A 17,727-nucleotide genomic window follows, 5' to 3' on the forward strand; every position below is an offset into this window, starting at 1 on the left:
TAGTCATTAGTCAATAGTCCAAAGTCCAAGTTTTCGACTATTGACTAATGACCCAACAAATTTTAGATGTTAAATTTTGGATTTTGGATTGTGAAGCACCGAAAAATGGTGTGTAAGATTAAGACTAAAACCTATGAAGTTCTGGACTTTAACGTATTTTTCAATTCAAAATCACAAATCTAATTTCCAAAATTCTTTGACCAGTGACTAATGACTAATAACTAATGACTATCAAATTTGGTTTAATTGGTGGCGGGGTAATGGGAGAATCGCTCTTATCCCGCCTAATTGCGCGAGAAATTTACCACCCTTCAGAAGTTATAGTCAGCGAACCGCAGGCAGCGCGCCAAGCTTTTTTAAAACAAAAATATGATGTGACTGTCACCATAGATAATTGTTTGGTGTTTAGTCAAACTCAGGAAGTATTGTTTTTAGCAGTAAAACCACAGGTATTTACCGCGATCGCTCAAGAATTAGCAGATATTATTTTATTATCCAAAAACTCGCCCCTCGTCATCTCGATTTTAGCAGGGGTGTCTTTAAGTCAACTAGAAGCAGCATTTCCTCAATTACCAGTTATTCGAGCCATGCCCAACACCCCCGCCACTGTAGGTGCAGGGATGACAGCCATGTGTCTGGGTGCATACACCAACGCCAAGCACCAACAGCTAGCACAGCAAATATTTTCAGCCGTTGGGGAAGTAGTGGAAGTGTCCGAATCCTTAATGGATGCTGTGACTGGCTTATCTGGAAGTGGCCCGGCTTACGTAGCTATCTTAGTAGAAGCCCTAGCCGACGGAGGAGTTGCCGCCGGTTTACCGAGGTCAATTGCTAATCAACTAGCACTACAAACCGTACTAGGGACAACCAAATTACTGCAAGAGAGCAAAATGCACCCAGCCGAATTAAAAGACCGCGTTACCAGTCCTGGCGGCACAACCATTGCAGGTGTATCGAAATTAGAACAAGCCGGATTTCGTTCTGCCTTAATTGAAGCAGTCAAAGCAGCCGCATGGCGATCGCAAGAATTGGGGAAATGAGGGACTGGGGCGTATCAATTCAAAATTCAAAATTCAAAATTCAAAATTCAAGAGTTTTTCTGCCTCTGCTCCCTTGTCTACCAATGCCCCATTCCCAATTCCCAATGCCCAATTCCCAATCTTTACTGTCGAAGTTGACAAAAGACTCGTTAATATAGTAAACAGTCCGGTTGTAAAAGTGATTGAGTGAATTATCCCGCCTCATCAAAAGAACTAGACTTAGGGTTGATATTTCCCTTTGATCTGGATCAATTTCAAAAAGATGCGATCGCGTCCCTCAACGCGGGACGCTCTGTTGTCGTCTGTGCGCCCACAGGTTCAGGCAAAACTTTAATCGGTGAATACGCTATTTATCGCGCCCTAGCACATGGCAAACGGGTGTTTTATACCACCCCTTTAAAGGCGTTATCTAATCAAAAATTACGTGACTTCCGCGAAAAATTTGGGTTTGATAATGTAGGGCTACTCACGGGAGATGCTTCCATCAATAGGGATGCCTCCATTTTGGTGATGACCACCGAAATTTTTCGTAATATGCTCTACGGCACACCCATTGGGCAAGTCGGTATTTCTTTGGTGGATGTAGAAGCAGTGGTCTTGGATGAGTGCCACTACATGAACGATCGCCAACGCGGTACAGTCTGGGAAGAATCGATTATCTACTGTCCCCGTGAAGTGCAGCTAGCCGCCCTGTCAGCCACCGTTGCCAATAGCGACCAACTCACCGACTGGCTCAACCGTGTCCACGGCCCTACTGACCTGATTTATTCAGATTTTCGCCCCGTTCCCTTGGAATTTCATTACTGTAATCCCAAAGGACTCTTCCCGCTACTCAATGACAGCAAAACCAAAATTAATCCCCGGCTGGCTAATAGAGGTAAAAGAAGACAAGGGGACAAAGGCAGACCAGAAGCCCCCAGCATTCTCTACACCCTGAACCACCTCCAGCAGAGGGATATGCTACCGGCGATTTACTTTATTTTTAGTCGTCGGGGATGTGACAAAGCCGTTGCTGAGGTAGGTGACTTATGGCTGGTGGACAATGACGAATCCCAAATACTGCGGCGACAAATCGACGATTTTTTAACCCGTAACCCCGAAGCTGGACGATCAGGACAAATTGCTCCCTTGTATCGTGGTATTGCTGCCCACCACGCTGGCATTCTACCGGCTTGGAAGGTGTTAGTTGAAGAATTATTCCAACAAGGTTTAATTAAAGTCGTCTTCGCCACTGAAACCCTAGCCGCCGGCATTAATATGCCCGCTAGGACAACAGTAATTTCCACCCTATCCAAGCGCACCGACACAGGACACCGCCTGTTAAACGCTTCGGAATTCCTGCAAATGGCCGGGAGGGCAGGTCGGCGGGGGATGGATAAACAAGGTCATGTCGTCACACTCCAAACTCCCTTTGAAGGCTCAAAAGAAGCCGCCTATTTAGCCACTTCCCAGCCCGACCCCCTAGTCAGCCAGTTTACTCCTAGCTATGGCATGGTGTTAAACCTGCTGCAAACCCACACCATCGAGCAAGCAAAAGAACTCATAGAACGCAGTTTTGGGCAGTATATGGCGACATTACACCTCAAACCAGACTATGAGTTAATTGAAGACTTACAAGCCCAATTAGCCGGACTACATGAACAAATAGCCTCAGTCAGTGAACATGAACTGCTGATTTATGAAAAACTGCGTCAACGCCTCAAAGCAGAAAAGCAGTTGTTAAAAACACTACAAGAGCAAGCCCAAGAAGCACGAAAAGACCAAATTAAAATGCTGTTGGACTTTGCGGTTTCAGGGACATTACTGAGTCTTAAGGGTGAAAATATTATAGTTTCCACACCGTTAACAGCCGTTTTAGTTGGTCAGTCACCCACAGCAGGAAAATCTAGCTATTTGGTATGTTTAGGGCAAGATAATCGCTGGTATGTTGTTTCTAATGAAGACGTTGTTGATTTATACGCAGAACTACCCCGCCTAGAAGTTCCACAGGAAATTATTCCACCCCCACATTTAGTCTTTAAACCAGGACATTCCTGTCGTGGGGATGAAATGACAGCTGCGATCGCTCAAAATATCCCTGATCCTGATGGCTCTTTACATCTGTCTCCAGAAGTAGCTGAACAACTCAGTCGCGTTAATGCTGTCCAAGCGCAATTAGAAGCCAATCCCTTGTATAACTCAGGGAGTGTTGCTAAAGTTTTCAAGCGTCGGGAACGCTACGCGGAGATTCAAGAAGAACTAGAAGCATTACAGCAGCAAGTAGAACAGCAATCCCAACGTTATTGGGAAGAATTTCTCAATCTCATCACGATTTTGCAGCAATTTGACTGCTTAGATAACCTAGTCCCCACCCAGTTAGGACAAGTAGCCGCCGCCATTCGTGGAGAAAATGAACTGTGGTTAGGTTTAGCCTTAGCTAGTGGTGAATTGAACAATTTAGATCCCCAGCATTTAGCGGCTGTCATCGCGGCTTTAGTCACAGAAACCCCCCGTCCCGATAGCAGAGTCAACTTTAATCTGTCACCAGAAATAGACGCAGCATGGACGAAGTTACAAAAAATTCGGCGTGCTGTCTTAAAAATACAGTACCGTCATGGTGTAACCTTGCCGGTAGGGTTAGAGAATCGCTACATAGGTTTAATTGCCTTAGTAGAACAATGGGCGTTAGGTACAGAATGGGTAGAATTATGTGAAAACACCACCTTGGATGAAGGCGATGTGGTGCGAATTTTACGCCGGACACTAGATTTACTCTCACAAATCCCCCATGTCCCCCACTTACCAGATTCCTTGCAGCGTAACGCTTATCGTGCTATGCAACTCATTGATAGATTCCCCGTCAATGAAGTGGTGGAGTAATTGGGGATTGGGGATTGGGGATTGGGGATTGGGGATTGGGGACTGGGGACTGGGGAAGAAAAACTTCACTCAGCACTCAGCACTCACAACTCAGCACTCACTACTCAGCACTCAGCACTCACTTGTAAGGGTGGTAAATTATGAAAGCTTCTATCCCAACTGTGGCTGTGGCTACTTTAGCAGTATTACTGGGTTGTTCAACGCCTGGATTTGTCGCACCTCCACAGAAAACTGATTCCAGTGTAACTGTTGCTCAAGCACCTACTTTAAAAGACACTTTAATCGTACCAGGGGAAAGGGTCGGCCCTGTAACACGCACAACCACAAGGAAGGATTTAGCTAAAATTTTTGGTGCGTCTAGTCTAGTTGATAAAACAATTCCTGGTGTGGAAGGGATAGGTAGCTTTGCGGCAACTCAAGTTAAGTTGAATCAAGGACGTTCATTTTTAATAGTTTGGAGTGATAACAACCGCACCAAACCTTCAGAGGTGCGTGACTTGGGGACTGCGTGGAAAACCCGTGAAGGTATTGGTGTCGGGATTCCCTGGAGTGTATTACGCCAAAAGTTGGGAGATTTCAAACTCTTCGGCTTAGGTTGGGATTACGGCGGGACGATTCTCTTAGAAAGTAGTAAACTGTCTCGCTATGAAGGCAAGCTAATTATCAGGGTGAGCGCAGATACTAAAGCATCAGAAAGATATCCTCAAGATTATCAGGCTGTGTCAGGCGATCGCACTTTTGCTTCTACAAATCGCCGTTGGCAAAAATTAGGAATGAAGGTATCTCAAGTAATTGTCATCCTCAATCCCAATTGAAGAAAAACACCCTGAATCGATTTTGGATTGAATTTATTTACTCAACAAGACATCTATCTCCCTTGTCCCCCTTGTCTCCCTTGTCTCCCTTGTCCTTACAAGATCATATTCGAGTATTAACTATTCCACCAATCTTGAGCCTGTTGACGAATTAAATTCAACTCCTCTTGAGACATTTTATCGAGGTTTTTCAAAATAAAACTGATCCGTCCTTGGGTTTGCAATTTATCACGGTGTTGTTCTAGAAAATACCAATAAAAGAAATTAAACGGACAAGCATCTTGACCAAATTTTTCTTTGTGGTTATAAACACAACCTTTGCAATAATCACTCATCTTATTTATGTAATTGGCAGATGCAGCATAAGGTTTTGATGCTAATATTCCCCCATCTGCAAATAAACCCATCCCAATCACATTGGTTTGCATCACCCAATCATAAGCGTCAATAAACACAGCATGAAACCAATTTTCTATAGCTTGGGGTGAAATTCCTGCAATCAAAGCAAAGTTACTCAATACCATTAATCGCTGGATATGATGAGCGTAACCTGTATGTTGCACTTGAGTAAGAATCTGGTGTAAACAATTCATCTTAGTTTCACCAGTCCAAAAAAATTCCGGTAAAGGTCGAGTGTGGTTAAACCAATTTTGATTCGGATAATCTGCATCAACAAAATGATAGATTCCCCGCATATATTCCCGCCAGCCTAACACCTGACGGATAAAACCTTCTACACTATTTAATGGTAAATTGTGCTGGTGATAAGCTTGTTCTGCGGCTTGAATAATTTCTAAAGGTTGCAATAACCCCAGATTTAAGTAAGGTGAAATTAAAGCGTGCCACATGGTTTCTTCACCTGTTACCATTGCATCTTGGTGAGTACCAAAATCAGCTAATCTTTCTTGAATAAACCAATCTAAAACTTGCAATGCTTGGTGACGAGTCACTCCCCAACGAAATGGCTCAACATCCCCATAAGTTGGAATATTTAGAGATTTAACTTTAGTAATGACAGCAAGGGTAATATCATCAGGTGTAAACCATTGTGCTGGAGGTGTCTTTAATTTACCTTTGGGTGGCTGACGATTTTCTTTATCTAAATTCCACTGTCCACCAATTGGTTTATCTTTATCCATCAAAATCTGAAAACGTCTTCTACCTTCGCGGTAAAAATCTTCCATTAATAGGCGTTTACGATTTTTAGCCCAGTGATCAAATTCTTCTGTACTCCACAAAAAATGGTTGTTAGGAATTAAGTTAATTTGACAAGATAAATCTAAACTTTGGATGAATTGAGTAAATGGTCTATCATTGGGTATCATCACCCGCAGTTCAGTAATATTGTGGCTTTGAATCCATGCTTTTAAGGGTGTGATGAAATCTGCGCTGATTTCATAAGTAACAGCATATTTTTGCTGCCGTAATTCTTCAGCAAAGTGACGCATTGCTGACCAGACTAAGACTAATTTTTGTTTATGATAGGGACGTACCTGTATATGTTGCAGTGATTCAATGAAAATTACAGGTAGATTTTCTTGATGAGAACAACTTTGTAGTGCTGCTTGTTGTTCCCAAAGTTGATTGCCTAGTATCCAAACACCGATGGTCATTAGTTGTTAGTCAATAGTCATTACTCAATAGTCAATAGTCATTAGTCATTAGTTGTTAGTCATTAGTCATTAAATTAGTATAACAACTTAAAAATAAAATATGTTATGTAATTTAAAATACTAGGATTCAGTTCGTAGTAAGGACTTTAGTCCTTTTTTGTTCGCGCAGTGTCTCTTAGAAAGAACTAAAGTTCTCACGACAAACCTTTAATTACTTAGGTTTTTTGATTATTTGATTTAAATCTTCCTGCAACAAATTCTCGCTGATTGAGGTGCTTGGTTTTGCGTTTGGTAACTCGTTCACGCCACATCCGAAAACTAGATTCTTTCATTTCACGCCTCATCAGTGCAATCACTTGCTTTTCTAATAAGCCAAATTGCTTTTCAATGGCTTCAAAGGGAGTTCTATCTTCCCAAGCCATTTCTATAATGCGATCTATACTGTCAGAATCTAGTTCGGGTAATTTCATGGACGATTTGCAGTTTTTAATATTCTACCCATCAAATGATTTTAGGGCAAACAAGGCAAAAGTAAAAAGTTGAAAAGCAATTGCTAAATTTACTTATTCATTTCATTTTTTACTTTTTACTTTTTACTCTTTAGTTTATTAATTAATATCTTGCTTCTCTGGTATGAACAACGCGACAATTAACACCGCCATATTGTCTGCAAGTTTGTACAGCATATTGTCCAGCAATTGTACGACCCCTTTTAGGGTTGTTGGTATCATAACCCCAACCTGAACCAAAAGCACCATTAGAACCGACAGCTAAAGCACCCCAAGCATTTTTAAACCATACTGGAACTGAACAATCACCAGCACGAGATTTGCGTTGACAATGGGCTAAAGCTCTGCGTTCAGCTTCTTCGCGTGAGGAGGCGGTAACGGATGTGTAAACTCCTGTAGACTGAGAGTAAGCGATCGCACCAAACACATCACGGCTTTGAGCTTGGGCAACTTGGGTAAGTCCTGGTAAAGTAGCTAATACAGTGGCTGTTGCTAATAAAGTTTTCTGTAGTGTATTTGCCAACATCGTTTATGTGTGTGAACTCGATGTTCAAAACTACAGTTTCTTGATGTAGGCATTCCGCAATTTTATGTGTTACTTTCTGTTTCAGTTATTAGCTTTTGTCCAATTTTTGGTTCTGTGCCAGCTAATAACCGTTCAATATTAGTGCGATGACGGAAAACTACATAAAAACCACCAGCGACACCAAACAATATATAAGGTAAGGGTTGGTGGAAAATAACCATCACAATGGAAACCGCGATCGCGCCACTGATGGAACTGAGTGATACAATCCGCGATATTGCTACCACTACAGCAAACACACCAAAAGTAGCTAAACCCACTTGCCAAGACATCGCCAGCAAAATCCCCAAGCTGGTAGCGACAGATTTACCACCTGTAAAACCGAGAAAAATAGACTTGCTATGTCCCAAAATCGCGGCTAAACCGACTATAGTCACTAGCCAAGGTTGCCAAAGTTTTACGTCTACTGTGGTGGGAATCAGATTTTGATTAGAGGCGAAGCTAAATAAATAGTAGACTAAAGCGATCGCTAATACTCCCTTTAAGCAATCTACCAATAAAACGAATGCTCCTGGCCCTTTCCCCAAGGTTCTCAGCACATTAGTTGCACCTGTTGAGCCTGAACCCACTTCTCGGATATCAATACCCTTAAGTTGTTTCACTGCAATATAGCCTGTGGGGAAAGAACCCAACAGGTAAGCGACAAGTACAACCACACCACACAAACTTAACCAAACAGCCATAGGAAATCCACAAGCGTCAATAGTTTATAGGAATAGTCTATATTGAGTCGTCCAAGTTAATGCCATAAATCAGGCTACAGCAGCTAATACCAATTCGCAATTCGCAATTCGCAATTCGCAATTAAAAAACTTAGATGCAGCAAAGCTTTCAGGATTTACATCTGTATCAAAATTTTCGTGAAATGGTATAACATTGGAGCTTGTTGTGTTGGTCAGCAGCGAAGCAGGGGAGCAGAGGAGAGATTTGTACAATTTTCCCCTCTGCTTGCCACTACGCAAAGTTTGCGTAGCGAAGCACTAGGCACTAGGTATGGCGTTTTGTTTGCTCTCGTTTTAGCCATGAAATTGAGAGAAACACTCCTAAAGATAGTAAGCTGACGGACGTATTTGCTTCAGGAACGGTAGTCAAATTTTCCGTTGTGAAGGCAATACCGATTGGACGTGACAATTTATCAGTAGTAGGTACAAAGATAGCGTTACTATTACCCAGCGATGGTAATGGATCTCCTGTCACTCCGTTATAGCGAAGAATCGCCCCTTCATTATTTTGAGCTAAATTAAAACCGACTGTGTAAAGTGTATTATTTTCTCCGAAAGCTAAATTGCCAATGAAATTATTACTAGGATTAGTACCTGTATAATTCGTTGATAAAGTATCGATTAAAGCTCCCGTTGCCAAACTGTAACGCCTAATATCGTTGGCAAAATCGCTAACAAATAAGTCACCGCCTGTTCCCAAGGCTAATCCGAGGAAACTCACGAACCCGAAACTATCTGGTGATGGTGTTGGCTGCTCGATAAATACAGTAGAGGTCTTCGTAGCTAAATCGAAGCGCAATACCTGACTTGGTAGGCCAGGAAAGGTTGCTTGGTTATTCACAGCAATACTTCCCTGAGTAGTAACATACAAGCTACCATCCGGCCCAAATAACAAGTCATTTGGCCCATTTAATCCACCTGCTATACCGTTGCCTGTTGCAAAAACATCGATGAATGTACCTGTTGTGCCGTTGTAGCGGAGAATTTGGTCGGTAAGAAAACTACTGACGTAAAGCAATCCATCCGGGCCAAACGCAGCACCATAGGGTCGGGACAAACCTCCACCAGAGGCAAAAACATCAATGAATTTGCCAGTTTTTCCATCGTAGCGAAGGATTGCTGAATTACTTGGGTCATTACCGCTAGAGACATAAAGATTGCCATCCAGCCCAAAGTTCAAATCATCCGGGCTGACTAACCCACCATTACCCGATGTAATAAAATTTCCTAAGAATTGACCGTTCTTTTCGTCAAAAAGTACAACATTATTTCCTCTAGTGTTACTAATTAATAGGGTGGCATTGGCAGGCAATGTTCCTAAGCAAAAGGCACTAGCAGCACCCAAGACTACAGAAGATGAGAACGCGAAAATGTTTTTATTCATCAATTTGACGCAGTTGTAGTGTAACAACCATTGAATCCTCCGTACCGTCGAATGTTCATGGTTATACCATTTTGGATTTTGGACTTTGGATTTTGGATTACTTTACTGGTAAGCTTTTGGGAAATCAATTGGTCACAATCAATTTTCAAATTGGTATTAGTTTCACACTTTGTATTAGCCGTTAACTGTTGACTAATGACTAATGACTAATAACTAATCTAAAAATCATCATCATAATTTCTCATGGTTTTAGGATCTGGGGCGAACGCTAACCATAGAGGAAATTGCAAAAGTCCCAGGCTGATTTGCTCTTCGGAATCATCAATCAAAATTAACGGGAGTTGATTGGTTTTAACGAGGCGGTCTGCTTTTTGTGCTAAAGCATCAGCAGTTTCAAATAATACTACGCCTCTATCTGGGCCAAAGTCTGGACGACCTATTCCTAAACAGTCTTGTAAACCGCGCCGCCATTCACCTAGACGCTCAGGTGTATTAGCTAAAACTAGGGTACGGAGGCGATCGCCATATAGTTTATGCAATATCGAAATTGCTGCCGATGCAATCAATACATTTTGCAAACGACTCCCCATTGTCCGCAAAGCACCCCGTCCACCTTGGTTAAAAAACCAATTGGCAACTCTCTCAGCGTGGACTGGTTCAAAAGTACGACGTAATTGCCAAGCCGGGCCGTAATAATCGGGTTTATTACGGTATTGGTCGATGAGGCGGCGAATTTGTTTGGTTGTGTCTTGAAACTGTTGTGGCGCAAATTGCGGAGTTCCTGCTTGTGGTTCAGCCTGTTTTACTTCTTTAATCACTACGGCTGGTTTTTCTCTTTCTGTCACAGGTGGAACTAGCTGTAGTTGCTCGGCGGCGGCGGCTAAATCTTGTAAGCTACCAGTGAGATAGTCTTTAAACCCTTGTACCCGAATTGCTAGGTCTTGAGAAGCACCAGCAAAGGTAGTTCGCATCTCGTTGCGAATCCGTTCTTGGCGACGTTCTAACTGTTCTATAGAAATCTGTAGGGTTTGTTTGCGTTGTTCTAGCTGTACTAGAGATTCTTGTACTACTTTTCCTAGTGCAGTTTGAGTTTCCCTAATTTGTGCTTGAAGAGTATTGTATGTGGTTTGCAAGTTGGCAATTTCTGCCTTGAGGGTAGCTTCTGTATTTTGCAATTCTGCAATAACTTGTTCTGATTCTGCGGGTGAACCCAGTATATTACTTTCCCCTGCTGCTTCCTGCACAAATGCTTCTGATACAGAAGTATCAGAGACAACTTCAGAATTGCTATCCTCTGAAGAAAGATCATCAGATGAAGTTTGGGTTGCTATTTCCAGAACAGATGCTTCAGCAGGAGTTTCTGGATTTTCCGGCTGAGGGTTTTCTGCTTGGATTTGTTCCAACCATTCATCAATCGGTTCTGGGGTTTGAGATTCCTCTGGGTTCATAAACTATAATGCAATCCCTATAAAACAAAATAAATAGCTTTCAAAAATATACTATTGAGTGCCTGCGAGTTAGCTGAAAATTCCTGACTTATCAGTTTAACGCGAAACCAGCCACCGTCAAAGACACCCCCTATAGCTGGTGTTTTGGCTGGGGTGAACTCATAGTATTTGCAGCTAAATTCGTGGACAACGTTCTTCTAAACAGCTTCTGAGGGTTTTGGGGTCAAACAAAATCGGTAAAAAGTGAATACTGTTAATTTCTTTAAAATAAAACAGTATGGGAACGGGATACCAAAAAATCCGCCAATTTTGCCATTCTCGGTAAGGAAAACGCCGAATTAAATTTTCGCCTCTTTTGATATCCAAGTCAGTGGCGGTAAATTGCAACCGCAGCGTCACTGCTTGAAATAAGAGGAATAAACCCAACAGTGCAAATACTGCTCCTAGCAAGGGTTGTACAAACATGAGTGGAATAGCAGTAATTACCAGCACTATGGGGATATTATAGCTAGGCTTAAGTTCCACCGTTGATGTAAAGTTGGGAGCAATTGAACTAGTCACAGTTTCTTGTCCTGTTTTTTAGTAAACACTTCCTAATTGTAAAAGTTAAAAGTTCGCCAAAAAAAATCACTTCACCAATCACTCATACCAATTCAAAATTCAAAATTCAAAATTCAAAATTAAGAAAGTGATACTCAGCATACCTTTTAGGGTTTGCATCTGTATCAAATTTTCTGTGAATTGGTATCAGCACTCAGCACTCACTACTCACCACTCAGCACTCACTACTCACCACTCTCAAAACCCTTGCAACAACGCGCTACCCGTTCCCTGAAACATAATCCATGATAGAAAAAAGTTGCTGACAAAGATGATGAGCAAGGCTGTTACAACGGCTGTTGTCGTTGATTGTCCGACACCTTTAGCACCTCCGGTTGTGGTTAAACCCCAACTACAACCAATTATGGCGATTAACATCCCAAAACAACAGGCTTTAATCATCGCACTTAAAATATCCCAGCTACCTAGAAGGTTACGGGCTGAGTCTAAAAACATTGTGTCGGAAATGCCATACATACTTGTAGAAATCAGTAACCCTCCCAACATTCCTGTCACCAGAGACAAGAGGGTTAAGATAGGTAACATTAAGCAACAAGCTAGTAAGCGGGGAATGACTAAATAATCGATGGGGTCGGTTCTGAGCATTAACATGGCATCAATTTGTTCTGTAACCCGCATCGTGCCAATTTCTGCGGCGAATGCAGAACCAACGCGCCCGGCTAAGATGACTGCTGTGAGTACGGGTGATAATTCTCTTGTTAATGCTACTGCCAAAACTCCGCCTACTAGATTTCCTGCACCAAAATTAATAAATTCTCGCGCTACTTGAATAGTAAAGACTGCGCCTACAAACACAGCAGTTAGCAAAGCAATAAATAGTGAATCTGGCCCGACTGCGGCCATTTGTTCTCTAGTATTGCGCCAATGGATTTTTCCCCTCAGTAGGTGAACCATAGCTTGTCCACCTAAAAACACCGCCGCCAGCAATCGCTGACTCCACGTTCCTAAGCCAGATTTGGATGTAGTGTCACTAGTCATTAGTCATTAGTCATTAGTCGTTAGTCATTAGTTTAGTTCTCATCCTGCCTCCCCTGCTTCCTAGTTGCCAATCCCTAGCCCCCAATCCTCTACATTTCTGGAAATATTAATTTATCGTAATGATTTTCTCAGGATATATAGCTTTTCATGAACACGTTAAAAGTTGTAAAATCCTGTTCCCTAAAAAAATAAGCTTGGTTTAATAAGGGTTTTAGAGATACTTATATTTCTTCTAGGCAATGCACTGAGTGTACCAGGTCACTGTGTTTTTTAATGAAAACTTAAGATTTTTGACAGATTGACCGTTGGGTAACGATCGCACGTATTGTAGAAGAGGACGAATAGCTAATTAGCTATTGTTGACTTGATTTTAGGAGTTGGTCTGATGATGACTACTTTTACTCACTATCTTCGATCTTTGATCCTGGCGATGATTTTTAGTTTCGTGACTCCGCTTATCTTGATCGGTGGTGTATTGCTATTTTTAGGAGTTAGTGGTTATATTCCTCTGTTGCAAGAGTTAGCTGAGATGGCTGCGACTGGAGTATTGAATTTCTTAACTATCTTTGGCAGTGGATCTATTTTTAATGGCATTTTGGTCATTAGCCTCACTTGTGGCTTTGTGGGGGGTCTATTCGATACTTATGCTTACTATCGGTATCAAATTTTGCGTATTGATTCCTAGTAGTGGACGATCGCTGATGTTTGATAGGTTCAAGGTTAGTGCCAGTTCATCCTTATTACGGCTGACCGAATTTAGTTAATGGGAATTACTAAGAGAGTATTAATTATATTTATTAATAAGTATTCACTTTAAGTGCTATCACATAGCCGAAAGTTTGTCTGAGCCTGTAATAACAACGGCTAAGAGGATATTTGAATATTTATGACTGATGTATCAAATATTTTATCTGCCCTAACCTTCCCACGAAAAATGGAGGGAAAGAGATTTTTTTGTCCCTGCTGTAATAGCTAATGAAGAGAGAATAACAAAACAACATCTATATCAACTAGGAAAAACTTATTAAAATTCCTAGCGGTGATACAGTTTTGAGTCTTTCATGGAGGTCATCTGGTCACTAGACAATTTATAGTGAAATTATTGCTATGTTTATTTAGTTGCTCATGGTTTGGCCTTTTAAGTCCAAGTTTCGTAAACAAATTGCTAGAATTGAGATCACAGGTGCGATCGCTAGTGCTACGCGCAAACGTGTGCTAGAAGCATTAAAAACCGTCGAAGAAAAGAAATTTCCGGCTTTACTGCTACGTATCGACAGCCCTGGCGGCACAGTTGGGGATTCTCAAGAAATTTATAGCGCGTTAAAGCGGCTACGGGAAAAAATCAAAATTGTTGCTAGTTTTGGCAATATCTCGGCTTCTGGTGGTGTCTACATTGGTATGGGCGCGGAACATATCATGGCGAACCCTGGAACAATCACAGGTAGTATTGGTGTAATTCTGCGTGGGAATAACTTGGAACGCCTACTAGAAAAAATTGGTGTTTCCTTTAAAGTGATTAAATCTGGGCCTTATAAAGACATTTTGGCATTTGACCGAGAACTCACCGAACCGGAACAAAATATCCTACAAGAGTTGATTGACACTAGCTATCAGCAATTTGTAGAGACAGTAGCCGAGGGGCGATCTTTAGCAGTAGAAAAAGTTAAAAGTTTTGCTGATGGCAGAATTTTCACCGGACAGCAAGCCTTAGAATTGGGTATTGTAGACCGCTTAGGCACAGAAGAAGAAGCCCGTCGTTGGACAGCAGAATTAGTAGGACTTGATCCAGAGAAAACACCCTGTTATACCCTAGAGGAACGCAAACCCTTATTAAGTCGGATTCTACCAGGCAGCCGTCAAGTGTCTTCTAAACTAGGCGCAGGCGTTGATTGGCTGGAATTTGAAATGTCCACCAGTGGTTTGCCATTGTGGTTGTATAGGCCTTGAGGGGATTGGGGACTGGGGACTGGGGCTGGGGACTGGGGACAAGGGGGACGAGGGAGATTTTACTTGTATGCCCAATGCCCTATTCCCAATGCCCATTCCCAATAACTATTGACTATTGACTATTGACTAATAACTAAGGAGGATTTTGGCGTGGAGTGGCGAATTCAGGCTATTCGTGGGGCAACAACCGTTTCGGAAAATACAGTGGCAGCTATGCGAGAAGCGGTGACGGAACTGCTAGACGAACTCGAAAGACGAAATCAACTCCAGCCACAAGACATGATCAGCGTGACTTTTTCAGTGACGCGTGATTTAGATGCGATTTTCCCGGCGGCGATCGCTAGACCCCGGCCGGGTTGGGATAATGTTGCTATGTTGGATGTACAGCAAATGCACGTTGTAGGTAGTTTACAGCGTTGTGTCCGGTTTTTAATCCACGCCTATTTACCTACCTCTACTCCCATTCATCACATTTATTTGCGTGAAGCTAGAAAACTGCGTCCTGATTGGAGTTTACCCCAAGTTTTACAAGCACCGCAGCCAGTAGTAGAGTCAAAAGTTTAAATTCCTGGGCGCAGAATTTTCTCTGCTACTTGAGGAAACCATCGTTGTAGGAAAAACAGTAGTTTGGTTTTACCGATTCGCATTTCGTAGCGATCGCTTGTAAAATCATGCCAAAATTCATTTACCAGTGCATCAGGGGAAATTTTCCCTTTACCCCGTCCTTGAGTCATGGGTGTATCAACTAAGGGCGCGATAATTTCAAATACTTTAATAGATGTGGCTTCGAGTTGCCAGCGTAAGGCTTTAGTGGCAATATGTATCCCTGCTTTACTACCACAGTAGACAGGCGCGCTTTCTTTGGGAACTAATCCTAAACCAGAGGAAACATTGATGATTGCGGCTTCGGGCTTGTTCAACAGATGGGGTAACATCAGTTTAATCAATTGCAAGGGCGCAATTAAATTAGTCCGTAATTCTGCTTCGATTAACTCTGGGGTAATTTCTGGATTGGTAAATTCGTAGTTATATTGAATCCCTGCATTATTAACTAGAATATTCACATTTGGATAACTATTGACTAGTCGTTGCAGGTCATGAAAATCTCTTAAGTCTGCAACTTCTGTGATGATGTCAGGGAATATTTGCTTGACTTCAGATAATTTTTGTGCATCACGCCCTATAACAATCACTGTATTTCGCGCTTGCAAAAATTTTCGTGCCAATGCCAAACCAATTCCAGATGAACCCCCCGTGATTAAAACTGTGTTGCCTTGGGTGGACATGGGAGACTTCTGCACGGACAACTTGACAGCAATCGCCGCTATGAAGATTTGAGCAACACTCAACCAATAGGGTGTAGAGGGGCTAATGGTTTGATATAACCAAGCAGTGATTAAAGGTGCAATCATTCTGGCTAAAGCTTGCACTGTCTGAATATTGCTGTTAATTTGCCCTTGAATTTTTTCACCAACGCTTTTGGACATCAATCCAATTAGGGAGGTTTCCGCTAAAGGTTGACCAATTCCTACAAAAATAATACCTGTGTAGAGGATAACGATAGAACCGGTGATGGCAAATACGCCAGACAAAGCAAAACCCAAAGCTGTGATTAATGCACCAGTAAAGGCCATGCGGACTTCACCCCATTTAGGCAACAACCACGGAATGACGATCGCCTGATCTATGACACTAATGACACCAAATAGGGCAAATAAAGGAGCAATGCGTTGTGCTGGCCAGTCAAATTGTTCATTTGCTAAGGCGGGTAAATTAGAAATGAGCGTAAACATTGCCATATTGACAATTAAATAGCTCAACATCAGCCACCGCAAATGGGGCATTGTTAAACTAGCTTGCAATTGGGTGAAGGGATTCAATTGGGCGAAACTAGGTCGGGGAGAACGCTGGGCTGGTGCTAAACTTTCTGGCATGGCGAAATACCCCCGCACCACAGCCACCATAAAGGCGATCGCTACTATATAAACTGGTAACGTGGGACTAATCCGCGATGTGATTCCACTCAAAACCGGGCCGATAATTAGCCCTAGAGCCATCATCCCACTCACCCACGAAAAAGCACGGGTGCGTTGTTGATGTGTGGTGGTATCAGCGATGCTGGCAAAGGCCATGCTAGCCGTACCATCGGTTAACCCCACAATTAGCCATCCCGCAAAGAGAACAGCTAATGCACCGCCACTGCCAAAGATGAAATATCCCAAAGCAGAACCTAAAAGGCTGACTAACATCATGACTCGTCGCCCATAGGCATCACTGAGACAGCCAATTCCTGGCAGTGTCAAGAATTGCGACAGCGAGAAAGTAGCATACAGTAACCCGACTTCCGACACTCCACCACCATAAAGCCCCACCAGCGTCGGCATAATGGGATTGAGGACACCAAAACCAAAAAATGCCAGAAAGCCTGTATACAGGATGAAAGGATGTAATGTTTTTTTCATCATTGCCTTGAAAGCGCGACAACCGTTCGCCTAGCGTCTCGCTGCAAAAACTTAAGCCTTTGGCGATCGCATTTCGTAATACTTTCAGGTTTAACTTGGAATTATGGCATAGTCATTAACTTATGTTAATTATTTTGAAGATTTTTACGAATGCGGCTCAAAGATACGGGTGAAATTCCCAAATAAGAAGCAATGTGATATTGCTTCACTCTTTGATCTAAATTGGGATATTCTTGTAAAAATGTTTTGTATCGTGTGGTTGCATCATCTAAGAGTAACTCCGCCTCACGTTTCTCTTTCTTCAGAAACAATGCTTCAATCAACTTATGGTTAATTTCTTGCCAGCATGAATTACCTGCACACAATTGAAGGTATTGACTGTAATCTATGACAAGTAGTAAGGAATCTTCTATCGCTTCAATAAAAAAATTAGCAGGTTGTTGCAAAATTAGCGCGCCGTAAGCCGTCACAAAATGGTTTTCTGGACAAAATGATTTTGTGAATTCACTCCCTGCTGAGTTGACGTAGTAAAGGCGTAAAAGTCCTGAAACAACAAAGGCGATGCGAGAAGGGATTTCACCTGTCCTAACTAAAAATTCTCCGGTATTTAAGGTAATTTCTTGAAATACAGAGTTTAATTTTGCAAGTTCATCTGCTGGCATCTCAACCAAAGTTTGCAAAACACTGCTCAGTCGGAGATAGGCAGGATTCAACATAAGAATGTCATAATTCACAGAGATGTA

Annotated in this window: 16 protein-coding genes; 6 read left to right on the forward strand and 10 right to left on the reverse strand. The window is 42.2% G+C overall.

All coding sequences use genetic code 11. From position 1 onward, the window contains the following. Nucleotides 1-224 precede the first annotated feature (224 nt). From proC to ACQFX9_RS04510, 3 genes are all read left to right on the forward strand, one after another. Nucleotides 225-1,040, forward strand: a complete 816-nt coding sequence (gene proC, locus ACQFX9_RS04500; protein WP_427160892.1) for a pyrroline-5-carboxylate reductase — start codon at nucleotides 225-227, stop codon at nucleotides 1,038-1,040. 186 nt (nucleotides 1,041-1,226) lie between these two features. Further along, on the forward strand, nucleotides 1,227-3,899 hold the full coding sequence (locus ACQFX9_RS04505; protein WP_427160893.1) for a DEAD/DEAH box helicase: 2,673 nt from the start codon (nucleotides 1,227-1,229) through the stop codon (nucleotides 3,897-3,899). A 140-nt stretch (nucleotides 3,900-4,039) separates the two neighbouring features. After that, a complete protein-coding gene (locus tag ACQFX9_RS04510) occupies nucleotides 4,040-4,714 on the forward strand; it encodes a hypothetical protein (protein WP_427160894.1) in 675 nt (224 codons plus the stop codon). Between the two features lie 116 nt (nucleotides 4,715-4,830). Here the strand turns inward: ACQFX9_RS04510 and ACQFX9_RS04515 are convergent, their stop codons facing one another. The 8 genes from ACQFX9_RS04515 to ACQFX9_RS04550 all read right to left on the reverse strand — a co-directional run bounded on the left by ACQFX9_RS04515 (nucleotide 4,831) and on the right by ACQFX9_RS04550 (nucleotide 12,575). Continuing rightward, entirely contained in the window at nucleotides 4,831-6,327 is a 1,497-nt protein-coding gene (locus ACQFX9_RS04515; RefSeq protein ID WP_427160895.1) for a cryptochrome/photolyase family protein, read from the reverse strand. Nucleotides 6,328-6,542: 215 nt separating this feature from the next. Continuing rightward, nucleotides 6,543-6,797 (reverse strand): TIGR03643 family protein, encoded by a 255-nt coding sequence (locus tag ACQFX9_RS04520; RefSeq protein WP_427160896.1) that lies wholly within the window; start codon nucleotides 6,795-6,797, stop codon nucleotides 6,543-6,545. Nucleotides 6,798-6,939: 142 nt separating this feature from the next. After that, nucleotides 6,940-7,362, reverse strand: coding sequence for a DUF4189 domain-containing protein (locus ACQFX9_RS04525; RefSeq protein WP_427160897.1), 423 nt, complete (start codon nucleotides 7,360-7,362; stop codon nucleotides 6,940-6,942). A 62-nt stretch (nucleotides 7,363-7,424) separates the two neighbouring features. Beyond that, nucleotides 7,425-8,105: a glycerol-3-phosphate 1-O-acyltransferase PlsY gene (gene plsY, locus ACQFX9_RS04530; RefSeq protein ID WP_427160898.1), complete on the reverse strand. Its 681-nt coding sequence runs from the start codon at nucleotides 8,103-8,105 to the stop codon at nucleotides 7,425-7,427. Between the two features lie 304 nt (nucleotides 8,106-8,409). After that, entirely contained in the window at nucleotides 8,410-9,528 is a 1,119-nt protein-coding gene (locus tag ACQFX9_RS04535; RefSeq protein ID WP_427160899.1) for a PEP-CTERM sorting domain-containing protein, read from the reverse strand. A 218-nt stretch (nucleotides 9,529-9,746) separates the two neighbouring features. Next, nucleotides 9,747-10,976, reverse strand: a complete 1,230-nt coding sequence (locus ACQFX9_RS04540) for a DUF3086 domain-containing protein (protein WP_427160900.1) — start codon at nucleotides 10,974-10,976, stop codon at nucleotides 9,747-9,749. Between the two features lie 174 nt (nucleotides 10,977-11,150). After that, complete coding sequence (locus ACQFX9_RS04545; RefSeq protein WP_427160901.1) at nucleotides 11,151-11,537, reverse strand: DUF3119 family protein; 387 nt, start codon at nucleotides 11,535-11,537, stop codon at nucleotides 11,151-11,153. Nucleotides 11,538-11,774: 237 nt separating this feature from the next. Next, on the reverse strand, nucleotides 11,775-12,575 hold the full coding sequence (locus tag ACQFX9_RS04550; RefSeq protein ID WP_427160902.1) for an MlaE family lipid ABC transporter permease subunit: 801 nt from the start codon (nucleotides 12,573-12,575) through the stop codon (nucleotides 11,775-11,777). 388 nt (nucleotides 12,576-12,963) lie between these two features. On the opposite strand from ACQFX9_RS04550, the gene ACQFX9_RS04555 reads away from it, so the two are divergent. The 3 genes from ACQFX9_RS04555 (at nucleotide 12,964) to aroH (ending at nucleotide 15,086) form a co-directional block, all read left to right on the forward strand. Continuing rightward, complete coding sequence (locus tag ACQFX9_RS04555) at nucleotides 12,964-13,260, forward strand: hypothetical protein (RefSeq protein ID WP_427162794.1); 297 nt, start codon at nucleotides 12,964-12,966, stop codon at nucleotides 13,258-13,260. A 440-nt stretch (nucleotides 13,261-13,700) separates the two neighbouring features. Continuing rightward, nucleotides 13,701-14,522 (forward strand): signal peptide peptidase SppA, encoded by an 822-nt coding sequence (gene sppA, locus ACQFX9_RS04560; protein WP_427160903.1) that lies wholly within the window; start codon nucleotides 13,701-13,703, stop codon nucleotides 14,520-14,522. Between the two features lie 150 nt (nucleotides 14,523-14,672). Continuing rightward, the gene (aroH, locus tag ACQFX9_RS04565; protein ID WP_427160904.1) at nucleotides 14,673-15,086 is read left to right on the forward strand and encodes a chorismate mutase; all 414 of its coding nucleotides are present in this window, start codon (nucleotides 14,673-14,675) and stop codon (nucleotides 15,084-15,086) included. Here aroH and ACQFX9_RS04570 read toward each other — a convergent pair. Both ACQFX9_RS04570 and ACQFX9_RS04575 read right to left on the reverse strand, forming a co-directional pair. Then, nucleotides 15,083-16,987 carry an MFS transporter gene (locus tag ACQFX9_RS04570; protein ID WP_427160905.1) on the reverse strand — a complete coding sequence of 635 codons (1,905 nt, stop codon included), beginning with the start codon at nucleotides 16,985-16,987 and terminating at the stop codon, nucleotides 15,083-15,085. The genes aroH and ACQFX9_RS04570 overlap by 4 nt on opposite strands. Before the next feature lie 122 nt (nucleotides 16,988-17,109). Further along, nucleotides 17,110-17,700 (reverse strand): Crp/Fnr family transcriptional regulator, encoded by a 591-nt coding sequence (locus tag ACQFX9_RS04575; protein ID WP_427160906.1) that lies wholly within the window; start codon nucleotides 17,698-17,700, stop codon nucleotides 17,110-17,112. Between the last annotated feature and the right edge of the window lie 27 nt (nucleotides 17,701-17,727).

Source organism: Aliinostoc sp. HNIBRCY26 (assembly GCF_050235535.1).
GTDB lineage: Bacteria > Cyanobacteriota > Cyanobacteriia > Cyanobacteriales > Nostocaceae > Trichormus.